Origin of the sequence: Rouxiella sp. Mn2063, assembly GCF_049319665.1 — a bacterium.
In the GTDB taxonomy this organism is placed as follows: Bacteria; Pseudomonadota; Gammaproteobacteria; order Enterobacterales; family Enterobacteriaceae; genus JBMOUD01.
Genome location: NZ_JBMOUD010000008.1, coordinates 1 through 25,639 on the forward strand (window position 1 = coordinate 1; position 25,639 = coordinate 25,639).

General features: G+C 47.6%; 22 protein-coding genes. 4 read left to right on the forward strand and 18 right to left on the reverse strand.

The window, feature by feature from the left end; all coding sequences use genetic code 11:
* Positions 1-195: 195 nt before the first annotated feature.
* The 12 genes from ACL9RG_RS12930 to ACL9RG_RS12985 form a co-directional block, all read right to left on the reverse strand.
* Positions 196-1,500, reverse strand: coding sequence for an inosine/guanosine kinase (locus ACL9RG_RS12930; RefSeq protein WP_422793030.1), 1,305 nt, complete (start codon positions 1,498-1,500; stop codon positions 196-198).
* 111 nt (positions 1,501-1,611) lie between these two features.
* Positions 1,612-2,574, reverse strand: a complete 963-nt coding sequence (hemH, locus tag ACL9RG_RS12935; RefSeq protein WP_422793031.1) for a ferrochelatase — start codon at positions 2,572-2,574, stop codon at positions 1,612-1,614.
* Positions 2,575-2,803: 229 nt separating this feature from the next.
* A complete protein-coding gene (gene adk, locus ACL9RG_RS12940; protein WP_422793032.1) occupies positions 2,804-3,448 on the reverse strand; it encodes an adenylate kinase in 645 nt (214 codons plus the stop codon).
* A gap of 215 nt (positions 3,449-3,663) precedes the next feature.
* Positions 3,664-5,532: a molecular chaperone HtpG gene (gene htpG, locus ACL9RG_RS12945; RefSeq protein WP_422793033.1), complete on the reverse strand. Its 1,869-nt coding sequence runs from the start codon at positions 5,530-5,532 to the stop codon at positions 3,664-3,666.
* 218 nt (positions 5,533-5,750) lie between these two features.
* Positions 5,751-6,356, reverse strand: coding sequence for a recombination mediator RecR (gene recR, locus ACL9RG_RS12950; protein ID WP_422793034.1), 606 nt, complete (start codon positions 6,354-6,356; stop codon positions 5,751-5,753).
* On the reverse strand, positions 6,356-6,685 hold the full coding sequence (locus ACL9RG_RS12955; RefSeq protein ID WP_422793035.1) for a YbaB/EbfC family nucleoid-associated protein: 330 nt from the start codon (positions 6,683-6,685) through the stop codon (positions 6,356-6,358). The genes recR and ACL9RG_RS12955 overlap by 1 nt, the downstream gene beginning before the upstream one ends.
* Positions 6,686-6,740: 55 nt before the next feature.
* The gene (gene dnaX / locus ACL9RG_RS12960; protein WP_422793036.1) at positions 6,741-8,732 is read right to left on the reverse strand and encodes a DNA polymerase III subunit gamma/tau; all 1,992 of its coding nucleotides are present in this window, start codon (positions 8,730-8,732) and stop codon (positions 6,741-6,743) included.
* Between the two features lie 311 nt (positions 8,733-9,043).
* Positions 9,044-9,790, reverse strand: a complete 747-nt coding sequence (locus ACL9RG_RS12965) for an SDR family oxidoreductase (protein WP_422793037.1) — start codon at positions 9,788-9,790, stop codon at positions 9,044-9,046.
* A gap of 28 nt (positions 9,791-9,818) precedes the next feature.
* Positions 9,819-10,940 carry a flavin monoamine oxidase family protein gene (locus ACL9RG_RS12970; RefSeq protein WP_422793038.1) on the reverse strand — a complete coding sequence of 374 codons (1,122 nt, stop codon included), beginning with the start codon at positions 10,938-10,940 and terminating at the stop codon, positions 9,819-9,821.
* Positions 10,937-11,620 (reverse strand): cupin domain-containing protein, encoded by a 684-nt coding sequence (locus ACL9RG_RS12975; protein ID WP_422793039.1) that lies wholly within the window; start codon positions 11,618-11,620, stop codon positions 10,937-10,939. Before ACL9RG_RS12975 ends, ACL9RG_RS12970 begins: the two co-directional genes overlap by 4 nt.
* A gap of 53 nt (positions 11,621-11,673) precedes the next feature.
* A complete protein-coding gene (locus ACL9RG_RS12980; protein WP_422793040.1) occupies positions 11,674-12,018 on the reverse strand; it encodes a carboxymuconolactone decarboxylase family protein in 345 nt (114 codons plus the stop codon).
* Positions 12,019-12,335: 317 nt separating this feature from the next.
* Positions 12,336-13,262: a LysR substrate-binding domain-containing protein gene (locus ACL9RG_RS12985; protein WP_422793041.1), complete on the reverse strand. Its 927-nt coding sequence runs from the start codon at positions 13,260-13,262 to the stop codon at positions 12,336-12,338.
* 197 nt (positions 13,263-13,459) lie between these two features.
* Here ACL9RG_RS12985 and ACL9RG_RS12990 point away from each other — a divergent pair, with 197 nt between their 5' ends.
* Positions 13,460-14,236, forward strand: a complete 777-nt coding sequence (locus ACL9RG_RS12990; protein ID WP_422793042.1) for an SDR family NAD(P)-dependent oxidoreductase — start codon at positions 13,460-13,462, stop codon at positions 14,234-14,236.
* A gap of 255 nt (positions 14,237-14,491) precedes the next feature.
* On the opposite strand, the gene ACL9RG_RS12995 is transcribed toward ACL9RG_RS12990, so the two are convergent.
* The 4 genes from ACL9RG_RS12995 to apt all read right to left on the reverse strand — a co-directional run bounded on the left by ACL9RG_RS12995 (position 14,492) and on the right by apt (position 18,809).
* Positions 14,492-15,664 (reverse strand): DUF4056 domain-containing protein, encoded by a 1,173-nt coding sequence (locus ACL9RG_RS12995; RefSeq protein ID WP_422793043.1) that lies wholly within the window; start codon positions 15,662-15,664, stop codon positions 14,492-14,494.
* 1 nt (position 15,665) lies between these two features.
* A complete protein-coding gene (locus ACL9RG_RS13000; RefSeq protein ID WP_422793044.1) occupies positions 15,666-16,811 on the reverse strand; it encodes a BamA/TamA family outer membrane protein in 1,146 nt (381 codons plus the stop codon).
* On the reverse strand, positions 16,811-17,875 hold the full coding sequence (locus ACL9RG_RS13005) for a hypothetical protein (RefSeq protein WP_422793045.1): 1,065 nt from the start codon (positions 17,873-17,875) through the stop codon (positions 16,811-16,813). The genes ACL9RG_RS13000 and ACL9RG_RS13005 overlap by 1 nt, the downstream gene beginning before the upstream one ends.
* A 382-nt stretch (positions 17,876-18,257) precedes the next feature.
* On the reverse strand, positions 18,258-18,809 hold the full coding sequence (gene apt / locus ACL9RG_RS13010; RefSeq protein WP_422793227.1) for an adenine phosphoribosyltransferase: 552 nt from the start codon (positions 18,807-18,809) through the stop codon (positions 18,258-18,260).
* A 317-nt stretch (positions 18,810-19,126) separates the two neighbouring features.
* Between apt and priC the strand changes: the two genes are divergently transcribed.
* Together priC and rsmS are read left to right on the forward strand one after the other, a co-directional pair.
* Positions 19,127-19,663, forward strand: a complete 537-nt coding sequence (priC, locus tag ACL9RG_RS13015; RefSeq protein WP_422793046.1) for a primosomal replication protein PriC — start codon at positions 19,127-19,129, stop codon at positions 19,661-19,663.
* Between the two features lie 106 nt (positions 19,664-19,769).
* On the forward strand, positions 19,770-19,946 hold the full coding sequence (gene rsmS, locus ACL9RG_RS13020; RefSeq protein WP_422793047.1) for a pleiotropic regulatory protein RsmS: 177 nt from the start codon (positions 19,770-19,772) through the stop codon (positions 19,944-19,946).
* Positions 19,947-20,105: 159 nt separating this feature from the next.
* Here rsmS and mscK read toward each other — a convergent pair whose 3' ends face one another.
* Positions 20,106-23,495 carry a mechanosensitive channel MscK gene (gene mscK, locus ACL9RG_RS13025; RefSeq protein WP_422793228.1) on the reverse strand — a complete coding sequence of 1,130 codons (3,390 nt, stop codon included), beginning with the start codon at positions 23,493-23,495 and terminating at the stop codon, positions 20,106-20,108.
* A gap of 181 nt (positions 23,496-23,676) precedes the next feature.
* Positions 23,677-24,318: a multidrug efflux transporter transcriptional repressor AcrR gene (acrR, locus tag ACL9RG_RS13030; RefSeq protein WP_422793048.1), complete on the reverse strand. Its 642-nt coding sequence runs from the start codon at positions 24,316-24,318 to the stop codon at positions 23,677-23,679.
* A gap of 141 nt (positions 24,319-24,459) precedes the next feature.
* Between acrR and ACL9RG_RS13035 the strand changes: the two genes are divergently transcribed.
* Positions 24,460-25,638 carry an efflux RND transporter periplasmic adaptor subunit gene (locus tag ACL9RG_RS13035; RefSeq protein ID WP_422793049.1) on the forward strand — a complete coding sequence of 393 codons (1,179 nt, stop codon included), beginning with the start codon at positions 24,460-24,462 and terminating at the stop codon, positions 25,636-25,638.
* Position 25,639 lies beyond the last annotated feature (1 nt).

Sequence of the window (25,639 nt, forward strand, 5' to 3'; positions counted from 1 at the left end):
CTTCTTTTTGAGTTTTAACACTCACATTTTGGCACTTAGATGCCGCGAAAGCTGGAGCGTCCATCTCATTATCCCTGGCTGCTTTCCCCTGGCCTCATTCGTTCGCTTGGCCGATAAGATGCGCTGTTTAAGGTCAACGGCAAGAACAAAAGCAAGAGCAAGTCAAAGACAAATCTAAAACTCGCCCCGATCTTATTAACGTTCCCAGTAGGATTCTTCCAGGCTGTCTTCTCGTTCTGGCAGGCCGCGGCTGAGGCGCGGAGCATGCTGGTTGAGAACCTGGTAACTGACGCGGTTGGCGTATTTGCAGACTTGTGCCAATGAGGAGTAGGTCAGGTATTCGCGTGCGTGTTTGCTCGAGTTGGGTACCGATGTGCGGTGGAAACCGTTGGCAGCGATGTCGTGCAGTACCGCAGATAACGCGCCGTCGCCTGCGCCGTTGGTGTTCATGATTTTCTCGGGGCCGCCCATGTAAGGCGCAATATGCGAGAAAATACGCAGCGGCTGAACGCAGCTTTCACGACGCATCGCGCGGCTGAATTCGTATTGGTTAAATTCAGCAATCGCGCCCGGCAGTAACGGGTGCTGGGTGGTGCGTTTGAACTCTTCTTCGGTATAGCCCGCCATATAAAGCCCGTTCGGCCCAGCGGTACATAGCACCAGATCAACCCAATCTAACGCGCGATTGGACGCCATTAGCGGGTCGCTGATCCCGGTCAGCGCACAGGCTTCATCTTCGTTCATTGCCAGAATAGAAACATGCTCGTTGATAAAATCACGCCACGCTTGTGGGTTATCAGCGATGACGTATTGCGTACCTAACGTCAGCACCACCGGCACCTGATGCTTTTTGGCATAGCTGATAGCCTGCATTGCCGCTTCCGGCATTGGCTCACCTGCGCCACTACGCAACAGATAAGAGGTCAGCACTAATGCCGATGCTCCGGCGATCACCTCTTCTGGGATGCTCTCTGGACGCAGCTGGTTCATATGACCGGGGCTTATGGCAAAGGTGCGCTCGCCAATATCATTAACCAATGTAAAGCAGCGGCCAATCGGGCCATCAACGCCCTGCAAGTAGTTAAGATCGGTTCGGCTCGAGGTGTTGCACAGATAGCGGTATGCATAGCTGCCAATTTGGATATTGTTGCACATCACGCCCAGCAGAACAGAGCGGTCGTCAGCTAATACCGAGTAGTTATGCAAAGTATTGCCGATAGTGCCGCCGGCAAACTGGTGCGTAATCAACGACTGGCTGACCAACTCTTGATACAAGGCTTCAGCCGTTGAGTCATCAATCAGGCTCGATTGTCCCGGCAACAGACCATAACGTTGTACAAAGTCATCATCTACCTTGGCTTCAATATCCACCAGAATCTGGTCGATCCCGACAACATAAGACGTGCCAACCTCTTCCTCTGGTTGCATCTGTTGCAATAAAGGATCGCGAGCGCTGACGGGAAAGTAGTGTTTGGACTTACGTTGACCGGGAAATTTCATGATGTTTTTTAGGCTAGCTTGAAAAATAGGCGCGGAGTTTATCACAAGCTCGGCGGCCTTGGTAAGCAGGTTGGTATTATGCCAACCTGCGGCCCGGATCAAATGTCAGCGTTAAAAGTGTTGAGTCACTAACTGCTGTAGTAAATCGATATGCTCACTCTGATCGTTAAGGCACTCAATATACTCAAACTTTTCACCACCAGCATGTAAGAAGATCTCGCGGTTTTCAGCGTTGATCTCTTCTAAGGTTTCCAGACAGTCGGCAGAGAAGCCCGGACAGATAATTTGCACAGATTTCACGCCCTGCGCTGGTAAGCCTTCGAGTGTTTTATCGGTATAAGGCGTCAGCCAAGGTTCACGACCAAAACGCGACTGGAAGGTCAGCATCACTTTCCCGGTTGGCAGTTGCAAGGCTTCGCTTAATGCTTGCGCAGTGTCGCGGCAACGCTGCTCGTAATCATCGCCTTCGGCGACAAAACGTTTCGGAATGCCGTGGAACGAGAGCACCAAACGATCCGGCTCGCCGTGCTTTTCAAACGAGCGCAATACGCTGGCTTTCAGCGCAGAGATATACGCCGGATGTTCGGCATAATCGCGAATAAAGTTTAGTGAAGGCATATCGCGACGCCCCTTGAACGCGCGGGCAACGGCGTCAAAGACAGCGGCACTGGTCGAGCAGGAGTATTGCGGATACAACGGCAGCACCACCATTTTGGTCACGCCTTGCGCCATCAAACTATCAATACCACTCTTCACGCTCGGAGAGCCGTAGCTCATTGCCAGCTCAACCGGCGTATCCGGCAGACGAGCGGCCAGCGCCTTTTGCTGACGACGGCTGAAGACCATCAACGGAGACCCTTCTTCCATCCACACCGATTGATAAAGTTTAGAGACACGAGGTGAACGCAGAGGCAAGATCACGCCATAAAGAATTGGCCACCATAACAGTCGGTTAGTATCTACCACGCGAATATCGCCGAGGAATTCTGCCAGATACTTTTTAACGGCTTTTGGTGTTGGCGCTTCTGGCGTGCCGAGGTTAACCAGCAATACGCCAAATTTCGTCTGCTTCATTCAAATGTCCTAAAGTAATGTGGCTAAAAGTGGAATAACAAAAGCGATTCCGACTGCCCGCTTTAATTCGTGAGCACATTGTAGCTAAAACAGACCAAAGCGAAACCAATAACAGCCAATGGCATTACCAATAATGGTTAATCACCGTGTCAGACACCAAAAACAACAAAGGCGACCGAAGTCGCCTTTGTTGTAATCAAGCATAAGTGCCTATTATCAGGTACTTTGCTTAGCCGAGAATATTGCCCAGCTGCTGACTGATTTCGCCCACTTTTTGGGTGCCATCAATCTTCACATACTGTGTATTCCCAGCTTGTGCTTCTTTACTGTAGTAAGCGACCAGCGGTTCGGTCAGGTCATGGTATTCCACCAGACGTTTACGAACGGTTTCTTCCTGGTCATCTTTACGTGTGGTCAGCTCTTCACCGGTCACATCGTCCTGGCCTTCCACTTTTGGTGGATTATATTTGACGTGGTAAACACGGCCAGAAGGCGCATGAACACGACGGCCAACGATACGATCAACGATCAGCTCATCAGGTACGTCGAATTCCAGAACGAAATCAACCTGAATACCCGCTTCTTTCATGGCGTCAGCCTGCGGGATAGTACGTGGGAAACCATCGAGCAGAAAACCATCGCGGCAATCATCTTGAGTGATACGCTCTTTTACCAGCGCAATCACCAGTTCATCCGTTACCAGTTTACCCGCGTCCATGATTTCTTTGGCTTTCTTGCCGAGCTCACTTCCGGCCTTAACAGCTGCGCGCAACATGTCACCAGTAGAAATTTGCGGAATGCCATATTTCTCCATGATGAACTGCGCTTGTGTACCCTTACCTGCGCCCGGAGCGCCCAGCAGAATGATACGCATTGCGTAAATCCCCTTGCATGTAAAATTCTATAAGAATGCGAAAACGACCAACCATACCATTGTGAGTCCCCTTGCTCAAGAAAGCGGGAGCTAGCGCAACTAATAAAAGCTAGGTAGGCGTTGGATAAATTGTGGAATTATCGGCGGTTTATATCAGACATAAGGCCAGCTTTTGCTGGCCTTATTCTTACTAAACATCCATTACAACGTGGCAATTAAGCCTGTAACAGTTGATTCATCCGGCGAATAAACAGGTTAGGATCTTCTAACGTTCCACGCTCAGCAAACAATGCTTGATCGAGAAGCAATTCAATCCATTGTGCAAATTGTGATTCGTCAGCCACATCGGCCGCACGTTTCACCAACGCATGTTCAGGGTTAAGCTCGAAGATATATTTCACTTCTGGCGCTTCCTGGCCGGCAGCAGCAAACAGTTTAGCCATTTGCGTGCTCATTTCATCGGCACCGGTGGTGACAATGGCTGGCGTGTCGGTCAGACGGTGAGTCAGACGCACTTCTTTCACGCGCTCACCAAGCAGAGTTTTCACGCGCTCAACAAACGGCTCCAGCGCTTTTTCAGCTTCTTTTTGCTGTTCGTTCTCTTCGTCAGCCAGTTTATCCAGAGAATCATCGGCTTTGCTTACCGACTGGAAGACTTTGCCATCGAACTCAGTCAGGTAGCTCATCATCCATTCGTCGATGCGGTCAGACAGCAGCAAGACTTCGATGCCTTTTTTACGGAACAGCTCTAGGTGCGGGCTGCTCTTAGCCGCGGCGTAACTGTCGGCAGTGATGTAGTAAATCTTATCCTGACCTTCAACCATGCGGCCAACGTACTCTTCCAGCGACAGATTCTGTACGGAGCTGTCGTTAGCGGTGCTCGCAAAGCGCAGCAGTTTAGCGATTTGCTCTTTGTTGCTGCCGTCTTCAGCCGGGCCTTCTTTGAGTACCAGACCAAATTGCTGCCAGAATTTCTGGTATTGCTCAGCGTCGTCTTTCGCCAGCTTATCAAGCATCTGCAATACGCGTTTAGTTAGCGCACTGCGCAGGTTCTGGGTCACACGGCTGTCTTGCAGAATTTCACGCGAGACGTTAAGTGGCAGATCGTTGGAATCTATCAGACCACGGACAAAGCGCAGGTAGTTCGGCATGAACTGCTCAGCTTCATCCATGATGAATACGCGCTGTACGTACAGTTTCAGACCGTGCTTATGCTCACGGTTCCACATATCCCACGGCGCTTGTGAAGGGATATACAGCAGGCTGGTATATTCCTGCTTACCTTCAACGCGGTTGTGACTCCAGCTCAGAGGATCGCTGAAATCATGGGAAATATGCTTGTAGAACTCTTTATATTCTTCGTCAGTAACTTCAGATTTACCGCGCGTCCACAGCGCCTGAGCTTTGTTGATCTGCTCCCAGGTTACAGTGTCGTCTTCTTCGTTAGTGGTTTCGACTTCAACTGGCAACGCAATGTGGTCGGAGTATTTGCTGATGATCGAACGCACACGCCAGTTATCCAGGAATTCATCCTGATCTTCGCGCAGGTGCAAAGTGATCTCGGTACCGCGTTCGGCTTTCTCAATATCAGCTAAGGTATATTCACCCTCTCCCGCTGATTCCCAGAATACGCCTTGGTCAGCTGGCGCGCCCGCTGCACGAGTACGCACTGTCACTTTGTCTGCCACGATAAAGGCCGAGTAGAAACCTACGCCGAACTGGCCGATCAACTGACTATCTTTCGCCTGTTCAGAGCCGACAGATTGCAGGAAAGCTTTAGTACCAGATTTCGCGATGGTGCCGAGGTTTTCGATCACTTCATCACGGCTCATACCGATGCCGTTATCGCTCAAAGTCAGAGTACGTTTTTCTTTATCAAACGACAGGCGAACGCGCAGTTCACCATCGCCTTCATATAATTCAGGTTTGGACAGCGCGCAAAAACGCAGTTTGTCTGCGGCGTCTGATGCGTTAGAGATAAGCTCACGCAGGAAGATCTCTTTATTGGAATAAAGCGAGTGGATCATCAGATGTAAAAGCTGTTTTACTTCTGACTGGAATCCGCGGGTCTCTTGTCCTTTCATACTCATCAATTACCTCAATCAAAACCGTTTGAATGGTTAAAACAAACCTAAGTAGGATGCTGTACTAAGCGTTGAGGAATAGATGGGGTTAACTCAAGGATAATTCAAGAGGAAAATGTTGATGGTCGCAGGAGATAATAGATTGGCGAAAATAGAGCCAGGTAGATCTGGCTCTATAATATTCGGCACTTAATTCGGAACTGACTTCAGCACTCGATTTAGAACTTGAACGGATGACGGCCCGCCAGCGAATGTGACAGCGTGGTGCCATCAACCATTTCCAGTTCACCGCCGACCGGCACGCCGTGCGCGATACGGCTGGCTAATACGCCAAACTGACCGCACATTTCAGCGATATAGTTCGCCGTTGCCTCGCCTTCGACCGTTGGGTTGGTTGCCAAGATCACTTCTTGAATGCTTTCGCTTTCAAGCCGCTGTTCCAAACGATCCAGACCGATATCCCCCGGTCCAATGCCATCCAGAGGTGACAAATGCCCCATCAGTACAAAGTAACGACCAGAAAACTGGCCGGTCTGTTCAATGGCGTGAATATCTGCCGGGCTTTCAACCACGCAAATCTGCCCGTTTTCTTTACGCCGTGGATTGGCGCAAATAGTACAAATATCCTGCTCGGTGAATGTGCGGCAATCGGCGCAATGGCCAATTTCCGACATCGCGCGGGTTAACGCCTGCGCCAGCCGCATTCCGCCGCTGCGATCGCGCTGCAACAGCTGAAACGCCATGCGCTGCGCTGACTTTGGGCCAACGCCCGGCAGACAGCGCAATGCCTCCATTAATGATTCAAGGAGCGGGCTGGTTTGCATCAGAATGGCATCTTAAAGCCCGGTGGCAATTGCATGCCGCCAGAAACTGCCGCCATTTTTTCTTTTTGGGTTTCTTCGATACGACGTGCCGCATCGTTGAAAGCCGCAGCAATCAAATCTTCCAACATGTCTTTGTCGTCATCAAACAGGCTAGGATCGATTTCAACGCGACGGCAGTTGTGCGCACCATTGATGGTGACTTTTACCATGCCTGCGCCTGATTCGCCGGTCACTTCCAACTGAGCGATTTCGGCCTGTGCCTGCTGCATTTTTTCCTGCATTTGCTGGGCCTGTTTCATCAGGTTACCAATGCCGCCTTTTCCAAACATAATCATCTCTCTTTGCGTCGGGCCGCGTATATGCACCATGCTCCTACTGCGGCGTTTAAATAGGTCGGATACTCTCTTCATCCAGTTCTGCGTCGAAGAAACGGCGCAAAGTTTGGATGTTGTTATCCGTAATAATCGACTGACGCGCCTGCGCCAGTTTTTCTTCATAAATGGCTTGTCGCCATTCCAGCGGCGTTTTGACCGCCAGATTATCATCTTCTACTACGCTGAGTTCAACTGCCGTCTGATGCAGCGTAGAGAGCGCTTCGGTGAGAACCTTATGCGCAGAAGACGAATTCAAATGGCGGTGAGATCCACGCAGATGCAGGCAAATCTTCCCCGGCTCTGGGCGTTCGCAAAATGCATTCAACGCCAGTTGTTGCACCAATTTTGGAATAACTAACTGGTCTATCTCCGCCGCCCATTGATCGCGCTCGCTCGCCTCACTGGCTAAGCGGCCGGCAAGCTCTGGCGATTTCTCATGCTCCAGTGCCGTTCGCAGTGCTTTAGGCGTTGCGACCGGCTCCGGTGAGACTTCAACTTCATTCACGGCTTTCCAGCGATAGGCTTCTTGCTTCACCGGTTTTTCCGGCGCTTTTTTCACTGCACTTGGCCTATCCTGGGAACGCTCAGTTACCGAAGCCAGTCGCTCCAGTACTGAGTTTGCCGGCCGCGCATTATGCGCTGCCGGCTCAGCTTTTTTTGAGGAATTGTTCCCCTGTTGTCTGAGTAACTGCGTTCTGGCCTGTAACAATTGCGCCGTCGAATCAGGTATCGCCGCAGACGGTTCCGCTGGCGGTGCGCTCTGCTGGGCTGCCGATGCGCTATGTTGCGCTATCGGCGCACTATGTTGAATTGCAGACTGCGGCATAGCGGTCGTCGAAGGGGCTGGCGCTTGGTTTGGCACAGCACCTGGTGCCACGCTTTGCACAACGCGCGGCTGCGGCTCGGCAATAATGATTTTCGGGTTGAAGGCCAGTGCACGCAGCAGCGTCATTTCGACGCCCATGCGTTTATCTGGCGCAAAAGGCAGCTCTTTACGGCCAATCAACAAGGTTTGGTAATAAAGCTGTACGTCAGTTGGCGGCAATACTCGCGCCAATTCTCGTAGCCGCTGCTCAATGGCAACATAATGGTTATCCAATACCGCAGGCAGCAATTGCAACATGGCGATGCGATGCAATAAGGCCAGCGTTTCCACCAGCAGGTTATCCCAATCAACACCGCGAGATGCAGCCTGTTCAACCTGCGCCATGACTTGCGCACCATCGGCACTCACCAAGGCTTCTAAAATCGCCAGCGGCTGTTCATCATCCAATGTACCGAGCATTTGCGTGACCGTTTCAGTCATCACCTGCCCTTGCCCCATCGCAATGGCCTGATCGGTCAAGCTCAAACCATCACGCATACTGCCATCAGCAGCGCGCGCTAACAGTTGTAAGGCTCGAGGCTCGCTGGCAATCTGTTCTGCTTGCAGCACTTTGTCTAATTGCTGGCGAATCTGTTCAACATCCAAAGCTTTCAGATGGAACTGCAAACAGCGGGAAAGAATGGTCACCGGCAGCTTTTGCGGATCGGTCGTCGCCAGCAAGAATTTAACGTGCTCAGGTGGCTCTTCCAGCGTTTTTAACAGCGCGTTGAAGCTGTGACGCGAGAGCATGTGAACTTCGTCAATCAGGTAAACTTTAAAACGCCCACGCGCTGGCGCGTACTGCACGTTATCGAGTAGCTCACGGGTATCTTCGACTTTAGTACGCGACGCGGCGTCGATTTCAATCAAATCAACGAAACGGCCCTGCTCAATTTCCCGGCAGTTATCACACACACCGCAAGGGGTGGAAGTAATACCTGTTTCACAGTTCAGCCCCTTGGCTAACAGGCGAGCAATAGTCGTTTTACCGACACCACGCGTACCGGAAAACAGATAGGCGTGATGAATACGCCCCATCGACAGGCCATTAGCCAGCGCGGTCAGCACATGTTCCTGTCCGACAACGTCGGTGAAGGTTTGGGGGCGCCACTTGCGGGCCAGAACCTGATAGCTCATTAGGACTTCATCATTGATTAAAAAAGGATTATTTAGCGACAAATGAAAAAGCAATCATACTGTCTGCGTTTTCACATCGGTCTATTGATATACCGACACAGTAACCTATAAACGTCATAGTGTAACAGTACGCCGATTCTCATTCCCATAAATTTAGCGCGCACTGGAATGCCTGGCGAGGTTTTGCTCGAGATAATGATGATTTTGGGCAGGAATTATAATGGTGCTGCGGCGATCGTTAAGCGCACAGCACCCAAAAAGCGGGCTAGTCAGACAACAATAAAGCAGACTCAATTATTTACAGCTCGAGATCAGAGTTGCGAAAAACCACCGTCGACAACAATTTCTGCGCCAAGCATATAACGAGATTCATCGCTGGCGAGGAAAAGCGCCGCTTGGGCAATATCTTCAGCCTCTCCCAAATGCTTGAGCGGAATCCGGGCAGCAATTCGCTGCTTCGCCGCATTGATATCATCTGCTGAACCACCGCTACGTGAGTGGATAAATGTATCAATTGCGCCTGGGCTGACCGCGTTTACTCTGATTTTTCGACCCAATAACTCTGCTGACCAGGTCTGCGCCAGTGAACGAACGGCGGCCTTGGAAGCGGACAATAATGAGAGGCCCGGTGTGCCGACTTGGTTGAGCCAAGACGTGTTAAGAATCACCGATGCGCCTTCACGTAATAAAGGGGCGATTGTCTGCATCGAGAAGAACACGCCTTTAACATTAATATCCATCAATTCGTCATAACGCGCTGTTGAGGTTTCCATTAACGGCGTAACAAATGCCACTCCCGCATTTGCAAAGAAAACATCAAGCCCGCCAAAAACCTGCTTAACCTCGTCATGTACCCGCTGAAGATCGGTAAGTGATGTCACATCTGCTGCGATGGTCAGCACATCAGCAGGCAGCTGTTTTTTAACCTCTTCTAACTTGGCGGCATCGCGGCCCGTCATCGCTACACGAGCACCTTCACGTAGCATTAAAGACGCCGTCGCTAAACCAATCCCACTTGACCCACCGGTAATCAATACTGTCTTATCTCGTAATCTCACTTGCTCTACCTCTGCTAGAAAGTGTGTATTATTTGCACGCCTGAATATGTTGTTGCACAACGTCCTGAACGCCTTGTTGTGCCGCCTCTATCGCCCCTGCTATGTAGCCGGGGAACAGCGATGACCATTCACTGGCAATGCCTTGCAATCGATGTTGCCAAAAGCCTTGGTCCGCGGCAGCGGGTACGACAGCGTGATCCGCTAACAACGTGAGATCAGATAGATGGGCGGTGAAAGGATCGACAGCCCAGTCTTTAAAATATTCCGCCTGTGGTTTAGCCGCAGCCTCACCAAATAATCTCGTAAGCTGTGCTCGGCATAAGGTTTTCAAGCTCTCTTCGCTGATTGTCCGACGTGTTGTTGCCGGTACGCCCAAAAAACCAAACAGCGCGGATACACCGCCAGGTGTTGAAGCATCGTGTATTTCAGCCATCGGCCCGGCGCTACTTCGCGCTTCGCCAGACAGGCCATCGGCTCGCCAGAATGGCGTCTCATACACCGCCACATATTTAGCATGTGCCGCCATCCAGGTTGCGGTATTCGCCCATTGGTGGGCCAATGTTGTCGGCAACGGTGGAATATATTCCATCGCACAAGCAAGCGCCGGCGGCAGTGCCAGCAAGATATGCTCTGCCATCAGCGAGGATGTTTGTCCGTCGCGACACAGGCTATGCACCATGATCTGGTTATCGTGTTCTTGAAGCTGAAACACACTGTGTTGAAAATAGATTCGTTCTGATGGGATTGTCTTTTTCAGTTTTTCTGCCAATACCTGCATGCCGCCCACCAAACGCATGGCCGGAGGAGCCGAGACATAACCTGAGTGACGTGAGGGCCTGAGATGATGAGCCTGTTCATACAACAAGTCACCATGCTCATTTTGTGCAGTAAGCGCAATTCCTAACCCATTGAATATGTCTACTAATTGATGCTGTAGCGCTGGCCATACCCAGGTTGCGCCAAGATCGACCCGCATTTTGTCGACATCATCTACGCTGTGCTCAGCCAATGACACAGGCGAAAGCGCCCTGCCGCCGACCGTTTCACGCCCCTCTAATAAAACGAAATCAACACCGTAATTCATTAATAAAGAGGCGGCGTATAATCCACTAATACCCGCACCAATAATGGCGACTTGTGTACGTTTCACAGCGCCACCTCAGGGAGATTACGCTCTCTTAAGTGGCCCGTTTTAATGTAAAGCGTCACTCCCTCGCTACCGACAATTAGTGCGGGAAAATCACCGGCAGGCAAGCGCAACCAGCTGTATCTCTCATAGCTCTGATTATTTTCACTCAATGAACCGGCCAGAATCAGCAGCTCTGCACCTTGCGGTAATTCATTTTTAAATAAAAGGTCGCCGGGTAGCCGACGTTCCAGACGAACATTTTCATCTTCACTCTGATACAGCGGGCATTCGCTATAGGTTGTATAGTGCTGCCAGTTGGCATCATCTTGGGTATTAATACGAACAACAGCATCGTCATATTGCGACATCTGACGTAATTTCACGAAAATCATCGCGCCAGCAGCACCGCTTGAAGGCTGATGCGAGGAACCAGGAGGATTTCGTAGATACCAGCCAGAATTAAAATGGTGCTCACCTTCCGAAAATACTCCCTCTAGCACCAAGATCTCCTCGCCTTGCGGATGTGAATGCGCAGGAAAGAACGAGTGTGGGAGATAACGAACAATCGTCGTTGCCTGTGCTTGCTCTTCACCAAGTCTGTCTAGCATGATGCGCTCTACACCGTGCTGCGGTGAACCAGACCATATATGCTCGGCTGGCGTGACGATCGCTCGTTGAGAGAAATCAGGGTTTACTAACATGGATTCTTCCTGATAACGACAAAGAAAGGCACCCATCGCGGATGCCTGTTTACTCAAGCTTGTGGCAGGGAATCAAAGGCATCCAGGACGTGCGCGGTATAAGTCAATGCCGCTCCTGTATTCAACGAAATGGCTACTGCTAATGCCTCAGCAATCTCTTCACGGGTTGCACCATGTTTAGCCGCCGCTTTTACATGTACTGAGATGCAGCCATCGCAGCGCGTAGTTATCGCAACGGCCAGCGCGATCAGTTCATGTATTTTTGCACTCAAATGTCCTGTCGCCGATGCGCCTGCATCCATACGCATCAGGCCTTTCATAAATTCAGGGGTAAGTTTTGAGTATTCCGCCACTTTACCCAGTAGTTCGTCACGATGTTCATTCCAATCAAGCAACACAGAAACCTCTCATTATTCAGTGATAAAGCATCGGCCTGGCGTATGTCGCTGCCGGCATACTCAGTAGAAAATCTTTTTTACTTATTCATGCTGAAGTAGCGATATGGCTTAATGGATACTGTTTAAAGTCCGCCATATCTCAACTTGCATACATTATGGGAAGATTATTTTTACTGAACAAATGAGATAATCTTGGGAATTAATAAAGAAAAACTTCGTCGATATAATGAGAAGCGAGATAGTGAAATATGCCGCCGTATGACGACATATAAAAGGGAAAGCAAAGATGTAATCGACGGGAGAGACGGAAAGAAAAGTTACTCTGCGTTAGAACGACAGCTTTCTTTTACATCCTTTTGGATCCAATCATGGAAAAGTGAGACTTCAGGGCGTTTTAGCGCGTGATCCGATCTGACCATATAATAAGACCAGTTAAGCGGCCATTTATGTTCGCTAAAAAGCGCTAACAACTGGCCGGTGTCTATCGCCTGTTGAACTAGCGCTTTACGCACCAACGCCACGCCTCTGCCACTAAGCGCGGCCAGAATAACCGCCGATGTTGAATTAATATGCAAACCGTTCTGCCTGGCGGTACCTGCCCCTACTTTCTCCAATACCTTGTCCCAATCGGGAAAATTAGCACCGGGATGTGGTGTATCATCGTAAATAAGTTTCTGCGCACTCAACCAATTGCCGTCGATAGATAGCCCTGGCGTCAACATTAATGGGCTGCAAACAATAGTGGCTTCTTCATCCATTAGCTTAGTAGCATGCAGGCCCGGCCAGTCTCCCGGCCCGCAGCGTATGCCGATATCAGCTTCACCATGAATAATATCAGTCAATCTATCAGAGACATCGAGACGCAAATCGATATTGTCGTAGTGTTCAGAAAATCGATTAAGCCGGGACATCAACCAGTTCATCACTAAAACCTGAGAAGCGGTGATCACCACAACAGAACGTGCGCGGCGCCCACGTAACTTATTCAAACCACTTTCCAGCTTATCTAACCCTTCAGTGATATCCTGCAACGCATGCTGTGCTTCACTGACTAATGCCAGCCTCTCTTTGCCTGAACGCGTTCGATTCAACAGCGGATGCCCAACCCAATCTTCGAGCGAACGAACCAACTGGCCCACGGCAGCAGGCGTTACGCCGAGTTCTTCCGCCGCGCCGGTAAAACTACCGTGGCGCGCAGCGGCTTCAAATGCATGCAGCCACTTAAGTCGGTTCAGTGAACGCATGAAATACTCCTATTCTTAGTTTTACTCTATCCAGACTGGCAAAAATCATATCGAAATAGATTTTCTATGTCGATTGGCAATTTCTTCTGATTCGTCACTCGTTAATCTACATGGCAATATTTTCTCACTAACGCTTGCTGAGCAAGAAAATACGGCAAGTTTTAAATACTTTCCTTGATGAATCAGATGAGGTCACAATGTCAGTTTTATTTGTAGGCAAAAAACTTTTAGTTGTTGGTGGGACCAGTGGAATGGGATTAGAAACTGCACGCCTGATGCTCGAAAACGGCGGCAGCGTGGTACTGGTCGGTAATCGCAAAGACAAAGCTGAACAAGTACGTCAAACGCTGTCATCTTTGGGAAAGGTCGACATTATTGTCGCCGATTTGATGAAAGAAGACGGGATGAATCATGTACGTCAAGCGATCAACGAACAACATCGTGATATCAGCCTTTTGGTCAATGCAGCTGGCGTTTTCTTCCCAAAAGCTTTTACAGACAATCAAGAAGCTGATTACGACATGTATATGAACATTAACCGAGCGACCTTCTTTATTACTCGCGATGTAGTGAATAATATGATTGCCGCTGGTGTTAAAGGCGCTATCGTAAATATCGGTTCAATGTGGGCGCAGCAGGCTATCGGCGCAACGCCATCTGCAGCTTATTCGATGGCGAAAGCGGGTCTGCATGCGCTGACTAAAAATCTGGCAATTGAACTGGGAAGCAAAGGTATTCGTGTCAATGCCGTTTCCCCGGCAGTCGTCCATACGCCGATTTACGAAGGCTTTATTCCAAAAGAAGAAGTTAACGGTGTGATGGACAGCTTCGATAGTTTTCATCCTATTGGCCGAGTGGGCACAACGCGTGATATCGCTGAAACAGTAACGTTCTTACTCTCAGATAAAACCAGCTGGGTAACGGGTGCTATCTGGGATGTTGATGGTGGCGTCATGGCTGGGCGCAACGGCTAAAGCTTGCTGAAAACCAATCGCTGGCAATAAACGGTAGATTGGCTTTCTCAGTATCTATATTAGTTTGGCCAAGCCAGCATAGTTCTGGATAGCCTCGCCGCTGCCGATTACAGGCTGCCAGAAACATTGAAAGAAAAGTTTGATGAGCTAACGATAGAATATCGTCGTGGTGACGCAGGTAAGTGATGTAACCATTTTGGTCGTCTGGCTTGCTGGCGAAAATAGCAAATCAGGCGACCAAAACGATAAGCCGGATCACTTCAATTCATCGCAGCTTTCCCTGCCAAGCTTGCGCTCTTTAATGTTTCTCAGGTCATCTTGTATTTCAGCCTGACGTGCCAGCAATGCAAAATCAGTCATACTGTAGTAGCTACGAGGTACCGGCAAATTCACCATATCCTTGCCTTTCCAGATTTGCAGTTGCCCTAAATCAGCCAACTTATAGCCATAAGCCTGCTCTGGTAGCGTTAGGTATAAGGCCGGCGTTTCTTCCTGCGGAGGATGAGACGGCCAACGAGCGTCAGCGGTGTGATAATTGCGGTAACGCACTAAATATTTCTCAGGGGCGCGGCACTGGCTGTTCCACCATAATCCATCCACAGCATCAAACTGCGAGCGCGTTTGCTCGGCATCAACGCTTTGTAATTGATGTAAAGCATCCGGGATAGCAACCTGCAATGCCCGTGAATATTCGCTTAGCGACGAAGCATAGCCGCTATTGATCACATTTAATGCAATACGCGCCCCGAGCAAATTAGAGTAGAGATCTTCTGGAGAAAAAGCTGAAATGCCTTCAGAAAAACCGGGGACGGATTCAAAACCATACCATTGAGCCACTTCATGCCACGCAGCAAGCTGAAAAGCTAAACGTGCGGCAATAAAAGCACTAAGCGTGTAGCGCTGCGCCGGATCTTCTGGCGGTGTAAAGGCCCACAACTTGATATGGCGTTGCCCTAACTCATCGCTAAAACGAATCTCCTGCTGCTGGCCCAATTTCGGCAAAATTTTAGTGAATAAATATAACGTGTAATCGGCAGTATCTCGAATATGGGATAAATCGATAAAACCGCCTCGGCGGGTATAAATTAATCCATCATGTTCTGTATTAAAGCCAGCTAACGTACTTAGGACACTCAGTTTACTATCGTTATAGTGATGCTTACCGAGGTTATTCACCTCAACAACATTATCCAATTGATAGAAAGGAACGGTAATACCGCCTACTTCAGCACGCAAATTGTAGCCAAATGCGCAACAAGGCCTTAATCCTTCGGGAGCAGGTAATTCTCGCATTACTGGCCAACTCTGTTTAGCCGCAGTCGGCGATTGATCCATTGGCGTAATGAGCACCGATTGCATAGGCTCAGGCACACTTTGGCACCCAGCTAATAACACACTGATGCTGGCTAATAAGGTAATAAACTTCATATTAAAATGCTTCGCCCACCTGAAAATAGAAGCCGCTGCTTCGTTTACCTACGCCATAATCCAAACGCACGTTCATACGCGGTTTGAATTCAAACCGATAGCCAACGCCGACAGAAGGGAGCCACTCACCTTTACCAATATGTTTGCTGCCATCGGCCATATTGCCTGTCCCCACCCAACCAACAACGCCGTGACGCCAGCTCAGTTTGCGCCGATACTCTAGTTGAGTGTTTACCACATCGCGATCGCGATAACGGCCTTGATAATAACCCCGCATCCGGTGATCGCTGCCAAGTTCAGACATCATATTCCAAGGGACATCGCCTTGGGTAAAGCGCCCGTAAATATCCCAGGCCAGCACGGTATTGGCATTTAGGCTGTGATACAAGCTGTATTGGTTTTCCAGAACAGAAAAACGATTGTTGCTCCCCAGCGATGGAGAAAAATAGGTGTAGGTGACTTGCAACACCTGCCCTCTGGTCGGATTAGGGACAAAATCGCGGGTATCGTAACTAAAACTGGCGCTAGCACCGGAGCTAAATACCGAAGCACCACCGTTTGCACGATCAAAAGAACCTTTTTGTCGATCTTTGATATCAGTTGCATGCATGGAAGAAACGGTCCAGCCAGCGCCAATATAAGTATCAGGTGCAATCCGGTAATATAAAATAGGGCTTAAGGTTGCATCTTTTGCTGTATAGCCTTCCTTAGTATTACTTGTTTTCCCCGCTTGATATCCCTCCCCCCAATAATAAGTAGGAACATTATTAAGGGAACCATTAACGAAAACTCGCCAGCGGTCTTTATCCAGAAAACTATAATTTGTTACCCCTAACCCAAATGCGCCGGTAGAACTAAAAAAGCCGCTCATTGAGACGCTGGATATTTGGGTTTCAAGATCATTAGGATCTGGGCGATATAACCCCACCGCAGCAACACCAACCCCTACGCCAAGCTCCGGGGTATAAAATGGACCGGGTAATATTCCCCAGTCAATAGTCTTACTATTATCGTGCTTATCATCCGCGCCCAAATGGGCCAAGGCGCCGTCAATTTTCTCACGGCTGAGAAATATCCCAGCCTGAGAATTAAAAACAGGAAATAACATCATCAATAAAGCAAAACGAAAGCATTGATGAAGCGACATTAGAAGCGAACTTCTCCTGCTAACATAAAGCTATTACGTTTTTCAAAACCTACCTCGGTAGTGATATTGAAGTTTTTTGTTATTTCATACTGCGCACCAACCAGCATATTCCATGGTGATTTAAGATGTTGCTTAACTCGGAATCTGCCTTCACCCTTTTTGTTAGCAATATTGACCATGCTTTGCAATGCCATTGGGAAGTTCAAATCACTAATATTACCTTTAAACTCTTGTTGAATATCCTGATACATCGTTCCGACCCATAAATTCAGATGCCCTTCAGGGATATAATATTTACTCGCACCGGGTACAGTGAATCTATAACCTACGCGTGGGGTTAGCGTAAACGCCGAGATATTACCGTCCAGAATATTAAAATTTGTACGGGTGTAGTTCATATCCAGTGATGCGAAAGCATCATTGTAACCGCCGACGAAAGTGGTACCGCCGCCGTATGTTGTACCTTTAAATTTCAGTACAAAATCTAAATCTTTAAGGCCAAGCCCGTCAACATTGGAACCAAGGAATGGAACTTTATCCACTGTCACTTTTGATACAGAAGATCCTTTAGTATGGCCAACAATTCCATATATATTCATAAAGGGAAATAGCCAAGTATCAAGACGCGCTGTTGATGTTTTACTTCTCTCTCTGGTTTTACCAACGGCTATATGAAAGGAGTCTGGGTCTAACGGAATGTTTCCTATCCATGGCAGAGAAACACTTAACCCGCTGAGTTCAATAGTATCCACCTTAATATTTTGATGGATATCCATATAGTTGTAGCCAATACCGAAAGGCTCAGGAAGAGTATAGCCTTTCGCCCGGGCCGCATCCCCCAGAATAGGTAGAAAGGTCCCTTTCGAAAAATAACCTACATCTTCTTTTGGTTTTTCTTGAGATGATAATGCGAGCGTTGGTGGTTCAGAAATACTGGCAATTTGATCTGAGTGCGTAACTTTATCCAGCAATTTATTCGTTTGATTATTATTTTCAGCAAAGGATAAAGGAGATGACAATGCCGCCAAAGAAACCAACGCCACTGTATACTTATTTAGTTCCATAGTAAATTATCCATTTTGTTAAAACGTAGACGCGATATAAAAGGCAAATAGGTGCACGCAAGATTATAGATAATTTGATAGTGGAACGAGTACATAAAGTGCGTTTATCCACAAACAAATAATGGATTTAATTCTATATATTAAAAGAATATCACTCTTTTTAGTGATTTAATTTAAAACAAAATTATGATGTTTAAATTAGCCCTTAATAATTTAACAAAGTGATAATGATATTTTAAATTTAGTAAAATATTTATAACGGAGTGAGATAATGAAACACTAAGATCAGATAACCAAAAAATACATCTTTTTGGTTATCTGCTAAGTTACCATAGGGTGGTAACAAGAAAAGGATCTCAGCCAATAAAAGGTGAGTTTTGTATCAGTGGCCGCTAAATGCAACCAAGCTATAACACTCAATGCCTTGAGCAGTTAAGCGCGCTTCACCACCTAACTCTGGCAAATCAATAATGAAAGCAGCGTCCGTGACTTCTCCGCCCAAGCGGCGAATGAGCTTGAGCGTTGCTTCGATAGTTCCACCAGTCGCCAGCAAGTCATCAATCACCAATACCTTATCACCCGGTTTGATAGCATCCGTATGGATTTCTAGTTTGTCGGTGCCATATTCCAGCGTGTACTCTTCGCTCAGGGTTTCACGAGGTAGTTTTCCCGGTTTGCGCACCGGCACAAAACCTACGCCCAACGCTAATGCTACCGGCGCGCCAAACAGAAAACCGCGGGCTTCGGTACCAACGATTTTAGTCACACCAGCGTCACGATAGCGATCGGCTAACAATTTGATACTTAGTGCGTAAGCTTCTGGAATTTCTAGCAAACTGGTGACATCACGGAACAGTATTCCCGCTTTTGGGTAGTCAGGGATAGTTTTAATACTGTCTTTAATTAGCTGAAGCTGCTGTGCTGTCGCGGTCATAACTGTAGCGCTCATTAGTAAAGTCTGAAAAAATCTGCGATGCCATACTTAACCCCGAGTGACGAAATGTCCCCCGCAATGCCAGATGCTGACATACTGTTTTAAGGAAGGTGTGGAGCAATCGAAGACGATTAAGAGGCCCAAATCTATGCAAAGCGACTTTAAAAAGCAACCCGCAGCCGAATATGATCCTCTTTTTTATTGCCCTAGGTCAACCTGTGTTCAGGATAACAAGGCCTGTAACTAAGGCGAGCCCTTTCATCTTGTATATGCCAATGTTCAAGGTAAGCTGTGCATTCTGATAATGGAGATGCGCCGTGAGCACACAGAAAACACTACAATTGCTGGAACAGCAGATAGAAAATTTAGCGCAGGAAATTGCGCCTATCGCCAATACGCCAGCTCAGCAGGCGCGTTTTGATGTTTCTCTTTTTGCGACCAAAGGTTACCGTTTGCGGGACTATTTGGCCGAGGTTCGACAAACCTTCGCCCAGTTAAAAACTGTAGTAGAAGAAAAGCGTCAGGCGCAGGTCGCTTTCATTGCCGAGCGGATTGTCACACAAATCACCGCACTACAAAGAGAACTGGCCACACAATCACTACGTAAAGCAGATAAAGCCCCGGTCAGCCGATCATCCGATAATTACGCACGTTTAGCCGAAACACAGCAGTTCGAGCGCAGGCTGATTGCTATGATTGAAGATAGAGAGAGTAGCTTAGGCAAATTGACCACTTTCGATGAACAAAAGCAGGTGCAAAAAGAGTTGGCGGCGTTAGAAGGCAGATTAATGCGTTGCAGACAGGCTTTATCGAAGATTGAACGCTATATTGAGCGGCAGGAAAAAGGTTTTTGAATCTTTATCACAAATTTTGAAAACAGCTCCCTGTTCTTGAACAATCTTATCTATAATAGGTAGCTTAACCTCTCATTATCTTCACACCACATAAAAGCGGGTTTTTATGTCACTGGAAAATGCTTCACCCGAACTCCAGCTTGCTGTGGATCTGATCTATTTGCTTGAATGCAACGAGATCGCACCCGAAACAGCGCTAGCAGCTCTAGAAATAGTGAAAAAGGATTATCAAGACAAACTGAAAAATGCTGAAAGCCCTGCGATGATTAATTATTTGGGCTGACAAAAAATGAAGCGAAAGCAGTTTGTGTCCGCTTAGAGATGTCCAATTAGCTCACTCAAAAAATGCTATAAATCTATTCTGCTTATTATATTAGTGCCAAGGGTTGGCTCAATGCAGGGAGTGTGCCCCCTGCATGAAGACTTGGTTATCAATTAGTTTTTAGCCTGCTTGTCCATCTGCTGGCGTCGCTCCGCGTTTCACTTCCTGAATTTCATTACCATCACGACCGTGTAGGTAAACCTCCAACTGATTGAAGGCAATATTAATGTCGTTTTCACGGCATAATTTATCAATACTGCGATTGAGCTCGTCAACGGTATGGCTGCGGTCACGTAATTCACGCACATAGAGGCGCAATTCATGATCCAGCGTGCTGGCGCCAAAATTGAGGAAGAATACCGCAGGTGCTGGGTCACTCATTACTCGCGGATTATCATATGCGGCCTGTAACAACACCTCTTTAACCTTATCCAGATCCGAACCATAAGCCACGCCGACCTTGATAAGCACCCGAGTCACCGTATCGGATAACGACCAGTTAATAAGCCGTTCGGTCACAAAAGCCTTGTTAGGAATGATCACTTCTTTGCGATCAAAGTCGGTGATCGTCGTAGCTCGAATTCTAATTTTACTCACAGAACCAGAGTAACTGCCGATGGTTACGGTATCGCCGATACGTATTGGTCGTTCAAACAAGATGATTAGGCCCGAAACAAAATTAGCGAATATCTCCTGTAAACCAAATCCCAAACCGACGGATAACGCTGCAACCAGCCACTGTAGTTTATCCCATGAAACACCCAGCGACCCGAGAGCCGTTGCCGCACCAACGATAGTGATAAGATACGTCACAACGGTAGTAATGGCGTATGAAGCACCCTGCCGAAGCTGCATACGCGACAACACGATGACTTCCAGTAATCCAGGTAAGTTTCGCGTCAGTACATAAGCAACAATGACGGAGACAAATGCCATGAGGAAATTCCCCAAGGTGACCGTCTGTTGTATCGCTTTACCCGCAACATTGGCTGAGTAATGCCATAAAGAGATACTGTCTAGATAGGAAATTACCGTCAGCAAGTCTGACCATATCCAGTAGAAGACACTGGCAAAAATAAAGAACAACACCATGGTGGTGAAACGCAAAGACTGCTGGTTAATCTGATCGAGTCCCATCGGCGCTTCTTCTATTGCTTCAGAGCCCTCTCCGACCTCTTTAACCACGTTATTTTGTCGTCTTGCCAATGCTCGACGGTAAGCCAATCGGCGGGCGGCAACGCTCAATCCACGCAATGCTGTTGCATTGACGATATTCCACAAAATAAGCAGGTACAGACTATCTATCCAGCGCCCTGCAAGACGTAGGGTGGTGTAAAAATATCCAGTAACCATCAACCCAATCAGGAATATCGGCGCAAGAGAAATAATCGTCACGATGAATAAACGAACACTGTGCATGTTTTTCTCACGCCAGCCTTCGCGCAAAATAGGGAAAAGCAGCACGGTTAGCGTCGCTAACGTTAATAAAATCACCACCTGGCCAATAATATCGTCCACCAGCCCTAGCGGTGCTTTTTCCCCTCTTACTGACCATAAAATCAGCGGCAACATCGCCAGCGACAGGCGAACAATAGACCGGCGATAGTGGGCACAAACGCTAGGAAGGGAACCAAAATGACGCTCGCTCACGCCTCCCGGCGCTAATAAGCGGAAGCAAAACCCCATAACCAGTTGGAATACCGCCAAACGTTGCGCCAGTGTCCACATGAAGTCACTGATATCAATATTGCATTGCAAAAACCAGTAACCGACACTGAGCGTAATTAATGCCCAAGGTAGTACGCTAATAAAGGCTAGTAACAGCGCTTTAGGTGTATGGAGCTGAGTATCGCGCTTAAGCTGTCCTACATCCGTAGCCAGTTTATCGATCATGCTGCCCAACGATTTTCTTCGCCATAACAGCAACAAGACCATCAACAGCATCGGCACTAGCACTGGTAATGAGTGCACAATACCTTGTTTTAATTCTCCTCGTGACGCCGTCAGGCTTAACCCACTGATTTGGTTTTTAATCTCGCCAGGCATGGACTTAATAAACTCCCAGTCCATGGGTTTGTTACTGCTCACCCAGAAGATTTGTTGCGTCAGAGTACGATTCAACACATCGTTAGTACTAAGCAGTTGCTGCTGGTTAATTTGTAAATTAATCGCCAGCGATAATTGATTCCCTAACTGCTTGTTTAACTGATCGAGCAATTCACGACGCATATCAATAATTTGATCAAGGGCATCGCTGATATCATCATTGATATTTTCTTTGCTGCTGCTCACCAGCCCTTGAATAAAATCATCGCCTTTAAATAACTCGTCACGCTGCTGATTGATATTGAATTGTTCTAAACGTAAGTCAGCAATACGTGCCGTCATATCGGTCATCAAACTGGCCGTTGGCTGATTATTTTGTTGTTGCTGATAAAGAATTCGTGACAACAACAGGCTGCCTTTTAATACGCTAATCTGTTCACGTAAGTCATGTTCAGATTGAGTGGAACGATCTAACCAATTTTTTACCGATATATTCTGCTGAACAAGTTTATTACCCTCTTCGGTTGCTGCAATCAGGCGCTGGCTCAGGTCGCGGTTAATATCCAGTTGTTGTTTGACTAGTGGATCGTTTTGAATATTGCTGGTGTCATCAGGCGTTTGTGCTTCTTTAGCGGTACGCTCGGATAACGTTAAGCGTCTACCATTAACGACTTCCTGCAACAACTGCGCCATTTTCTCCAGTTCGCTAATATGCGCGTTGGTATAATCACGCTGTTTTTGCAACATATCTTGCAGCGTACTGTTGGCTTCAAGATTTTTGCTTTGCAATTCAACTTCGGCAGTCAGTAATGTCTGCTCAGTCATCAGCATATTTTTTTGCGTGCTGCGAAGATCTTGCTGGCCTGGGATCATGCCATTAAGTTCATTACGAATTGACTGTAGTTTCAGCGAGTAAGTTGATACGGCGTTCTGCACTCGTTCTGGCTGAGTCTGCAAAGAGATTAACTGAGAGTTGAATGTCGACAGATCCTCCTGAGAGGATTGCAGGTCGTCCAATGTATCGTTGAGACGATTCTCTAGCTGATGCATGGAAAGCGCAGAAAGCTGCGTTTTAGTTACGCTGTCGTCACTGTTACTTTTTAATTGAGAGATCCCGTTCGCTGCTGCTTCTAATTTAGCAGGGGCATCGGCGAGCTGCTCTTTCAGTGCAGTCTCTTCTTGCTTGACCCACTCTAGCGCATCTAATAGCTCAGTAGTTCGAATTAAATCTTGTTCGGAAAGCTTATCTACCGGCGTCAAACTTTTTTGCTTATGTAGCGCATCAAGCTGATTTTGTACTTCAGTGCGGGTAGGAAGGTCGTTACTGGCAGCCTGCGCAGTAGGCAGAATCACTATTGCACCGATCAATAACGTGGCAAGCAAGGCTGCATTCAGTCGTCCAACGCTTAAAGAGCGGCGGCTAAAGAAAGAAAAGAAAAAGGCGGCTTTAAATCGGCTGAACATAGTTAACTCAACATCCTCACGAAGAGAGAGAATGCTAGCATGAAGACTCATAGACAAAATATAGCATTTGAGCGCGCCAGGCTTGCTATCCCATGTTCAGATAACTTATGTTTAAGAACTCTCTATACTTACTTCCACAATAGCGTACAATTTTACTAATTTTTACTCGCTGATATATTTTTTATGCGTTACTTTTCAACATACTTGGACATAATCTTAACATCTCAATATAGGTATCAATGAATTGTTCAGATAACGCTTCCAAGTTAAAGCTAGACGGCATCAACAACCAGTTTTCCATTAAGCCTGTCATATAAGCTTTCATGATAATGCCAGCTTGGCGAGTGTTAAGATTATTCGGAAGTTGTTTACGAGCCACGCAATTTTGCAAAAGTAACTCAATTTTGGTATATCCTTCCATGTAGAGCGCCTTCCGGGCTTCATGGATTGAGGTCATCTCCCCAACAAATTCACATTTATGGAATATGATTTCCATCAGAGCCCTACGGCGCGGATCGCTAACGGTAACACGTAATAAATAGATAAGTATTTCTCGTAGCATACGCAGTGGATCGTCAGGGTATTTAGTTTGGTATTCAATTTCGAGTGCATGTATCTGGGATTCGCAATTTTCCCATACATCATTGAATAGCTCGACTTTATTTTTGAAATGCCAGTAAATAGCCCCTCTAGTCACACCAGCTGCGTTAGCAATATCGGTTAGCGATGTCGCGGAAACGCCGCGGGCAGAAAACTCTGCAATAGCCGCGTCCAAGATGTGCTGTCGAGTTTCCAGTGCTTGAGTTTTGGTTTTTCGTGCCATAGGGTTATTTTTTAAGGAGTTTAATTTACATACATTCGCGAATGTATGTAACATAGCATGTACATACTAAAAAGGCAGCCATGGGTTTTTAAGGTTGTGATCCATTGGATAATTTTGAATATCGGACACTTGAGGTTATTTATGAACAGAAACAGAGGGTTAACGCCTCTGGCAGTCGTTCTGATGCTATCCGGAACTCTAGCTCTTACAGGATGTGACAATCAGTCATCACAACAAGGTGCCCCTAAAGCGCCTGAAGTTGGTGTGGTAACGCTGAAAACCCAGCCGCTGAACATTACGACTGAACTTCCTGGTCGAACGTCGGCATTCCGCGTCGCTGAAGTTCGCCCTCAAGTAGGCGGCATCATCCTTAAACGTAATTATGTTGAAGGAAGCGATATCAAAGCTGGCGAATCACTTTATCAAATCGATCCTGCAACTTATCAAGCCTCTTTCGACAGTGCGAAAGGCGCTTTAGTCAAAGCCCAGGCTGCTGCTCAGGTTGCTCGCGTTACTGTTGATCGTTATAAGCCACTGCTTGGTACTAACTACGTCAGTAAACAAGATTACGACACTGCGGCATCAACAGCTGCGCAGGCCGATGCCGATGTTGTTGCGGCTAAAGCGGCGGTTGAAACTGCACGTATCAATCTTAACTACACCAAAGTGACCTCGCCTATTAGTGGCCGCATTGGCAAATCTGCAGTTACCGAAGGTGCTTTGGTATCCGTAGGGCAGACCACTGCGCTCGCGACTGTACAACAGCTTGACCCGATGTATGTTGATGTTACCCAATCAAGCAATGATTTCCTGCGTCTGAAACAGGAATTGGCTGATGGCAAACTGAAGCAAGAAAACGGCAAAGCTAAAGTCACACTGGTTCTCGATAACGGTAGCGACTATTCACAGACTGGTACATTGGAATTCTCTGATGTAACCGTCGATGAAACAACAGGCTCTATTACTCTGCGTGCTATCTTCCCAAATCCTAATGACGCTTTGCTGCCAGGCATGTTTGTACGCGCTCGCCTGTCTGAAGGTGTTGACGAAAATGCTCTGCTGGTTCCACAGCAAGGTATTACCCATGACCCATTGGGTAATGCAACAGCCTTAGTTGTCAATGCTGAGAATAAAGTTGAGCTGCGCAATGTCACGGCGTCTCAAGCTATCGGCGACAAATGGCTTGTTACCTCAGGGCTGAAAGACGGCGACAAAGTGATTGTTACCGGTCTGCAAAAAGTGAAACCGGGAGTCCAGGTGACGGCGCAAGAAGCGGACCAAAACGCGCCTGCCGACTCGGCAGCAACGAAGAAGTCTTAAA

Excerpts from the sequence above, each read along its gene's own strand:
- ACL9RG_RS12930 (WP_422793030.1), bottom strand. The coding sequence starts at position 1,500 with ATGAAATTTCCCGGTCAACGTAAGTCCAAACACTACTTTCCCGTCAGC.
- hemH (WP_422793031.1), bottom strand. The coding sequence starts at position 2,574 with ATGAAGCAGACGAAATTTGGCGTATTGCTGGTTAACCTCGGCACGCCA.
- adk (WP_422793032.1), bottom strand. The coding sequence starts at position 3,448 with ATGCGTATCATTCTGCTGGGCGCTCCGGGCGCAGGTAAGGGTACACAA.
- htpG (WP_422793033.1), bottom strand. The coding sequence starts at position 5,532 with ATGAAAGGACAAGAGACCCGCGGATTCCAGTCAGAAGTAAAACAGCTT.
- recR (WP_422793034.1), bottom strand. The coding sequence starts at position 6,356 with ATGCAAACCAGCCCGCTCCTTGAATCATTAATGGAGGCATTGCGCTGT.
- ACL9RG_RS12955 (WP_422793035.1), bottom strand. The coding sequence starts at position 6,685 with ATGTTTGGAAAAGGCGGCATTGGTAACCTGATGAAACAGGCCCAGCAA.
- dnaX (WP_422793036.1), bottom strand. The coding sequence starts at position 8,732 with ATGAGCTATCAGGTTCTGGCCCGCAAGTGGCGCCCCCAAACCTTCACC.
- ACL9RG_RS12975 (WP_422793039.1), bottom strand. The coding sequence starts at position 11,620 with ATGTTAGTAAACCCTGATTTCTCTCAACGAGCGATCGTCACGCCAGCC.
- ACL9RG_RS12985 (WP_422793041.1), bottom strand. The coding sequence starts at position 13,262 with ATGCGTTCACTGAACCGACTTAAGTGGCTGCATGCATTTGAAGCCGCT.
- ACL9RG_RS12990 (WP_422793042.1), top strand. The coding sequence starts at position 13,460 with ATGTCAGTTTTATTTGTAGGCAAAAAACTTTTAGTTGTTGGTGGGACC.
- ACL9RG_RS12995 (WP_422793043.1), bottom strand. The coding sequence starts at position 15,664 with ATGAAGTTTATTACCTTATTAGCCAGCATCAGTGTGTTATTAGCTGGG.
- ACL9RG_RS13000 (WP_422793044.1), bottom strand. The coding sequence starts at position 16,811 with ATGTCGCTTCATCAATGCTTTCGTTTTGCTTTATTGATGATGTTATTT.
- ACL9RG_RS13005 (WP_422793045.1), bottom strand. The coding sequence starts at position 17,875 with ATGGAACTAAATAAGTATACAGTGGCGTTGGTTTCTTTGGCGGCATTG.
- apt (WP_422793227.1), bottom strand. The coding sequence starts at position 18,809 with ATGACCGCGACAGCACAGCAGCTTCAGCTAATTAAAGACAGTATTAAA.
- rsmS (WP_422793047.1), top strand. The coding sequence starts at position 19,770 with ATGTCACTGGAAAATGCTTCACCCGAACTCCAGCTTGCTGTGGATCTG.
- mscK (WP_422793228.1), bottom strand. The coding sequence starts at position 23,495 with ATGTTCAGCCGATTTAAAGCCGCCTTTTTCTTTTCTTTCTTTAGCCGC.
- acrR (WP_422793048.1), bottom strand. The coding sequence starts at position 24,318 with ATGGCACGAAAAACCAAAACTCAAGCACTGGAAACTCGACAGCACATC.
- ACL9RG_RS13035 (WP_422793049.1), top strand. The coding sequence starts at position 24,460 with ATGAACAGAAACAGAGGGTTAACGCCTCTGGCAGTCGTTCTGATGCTA.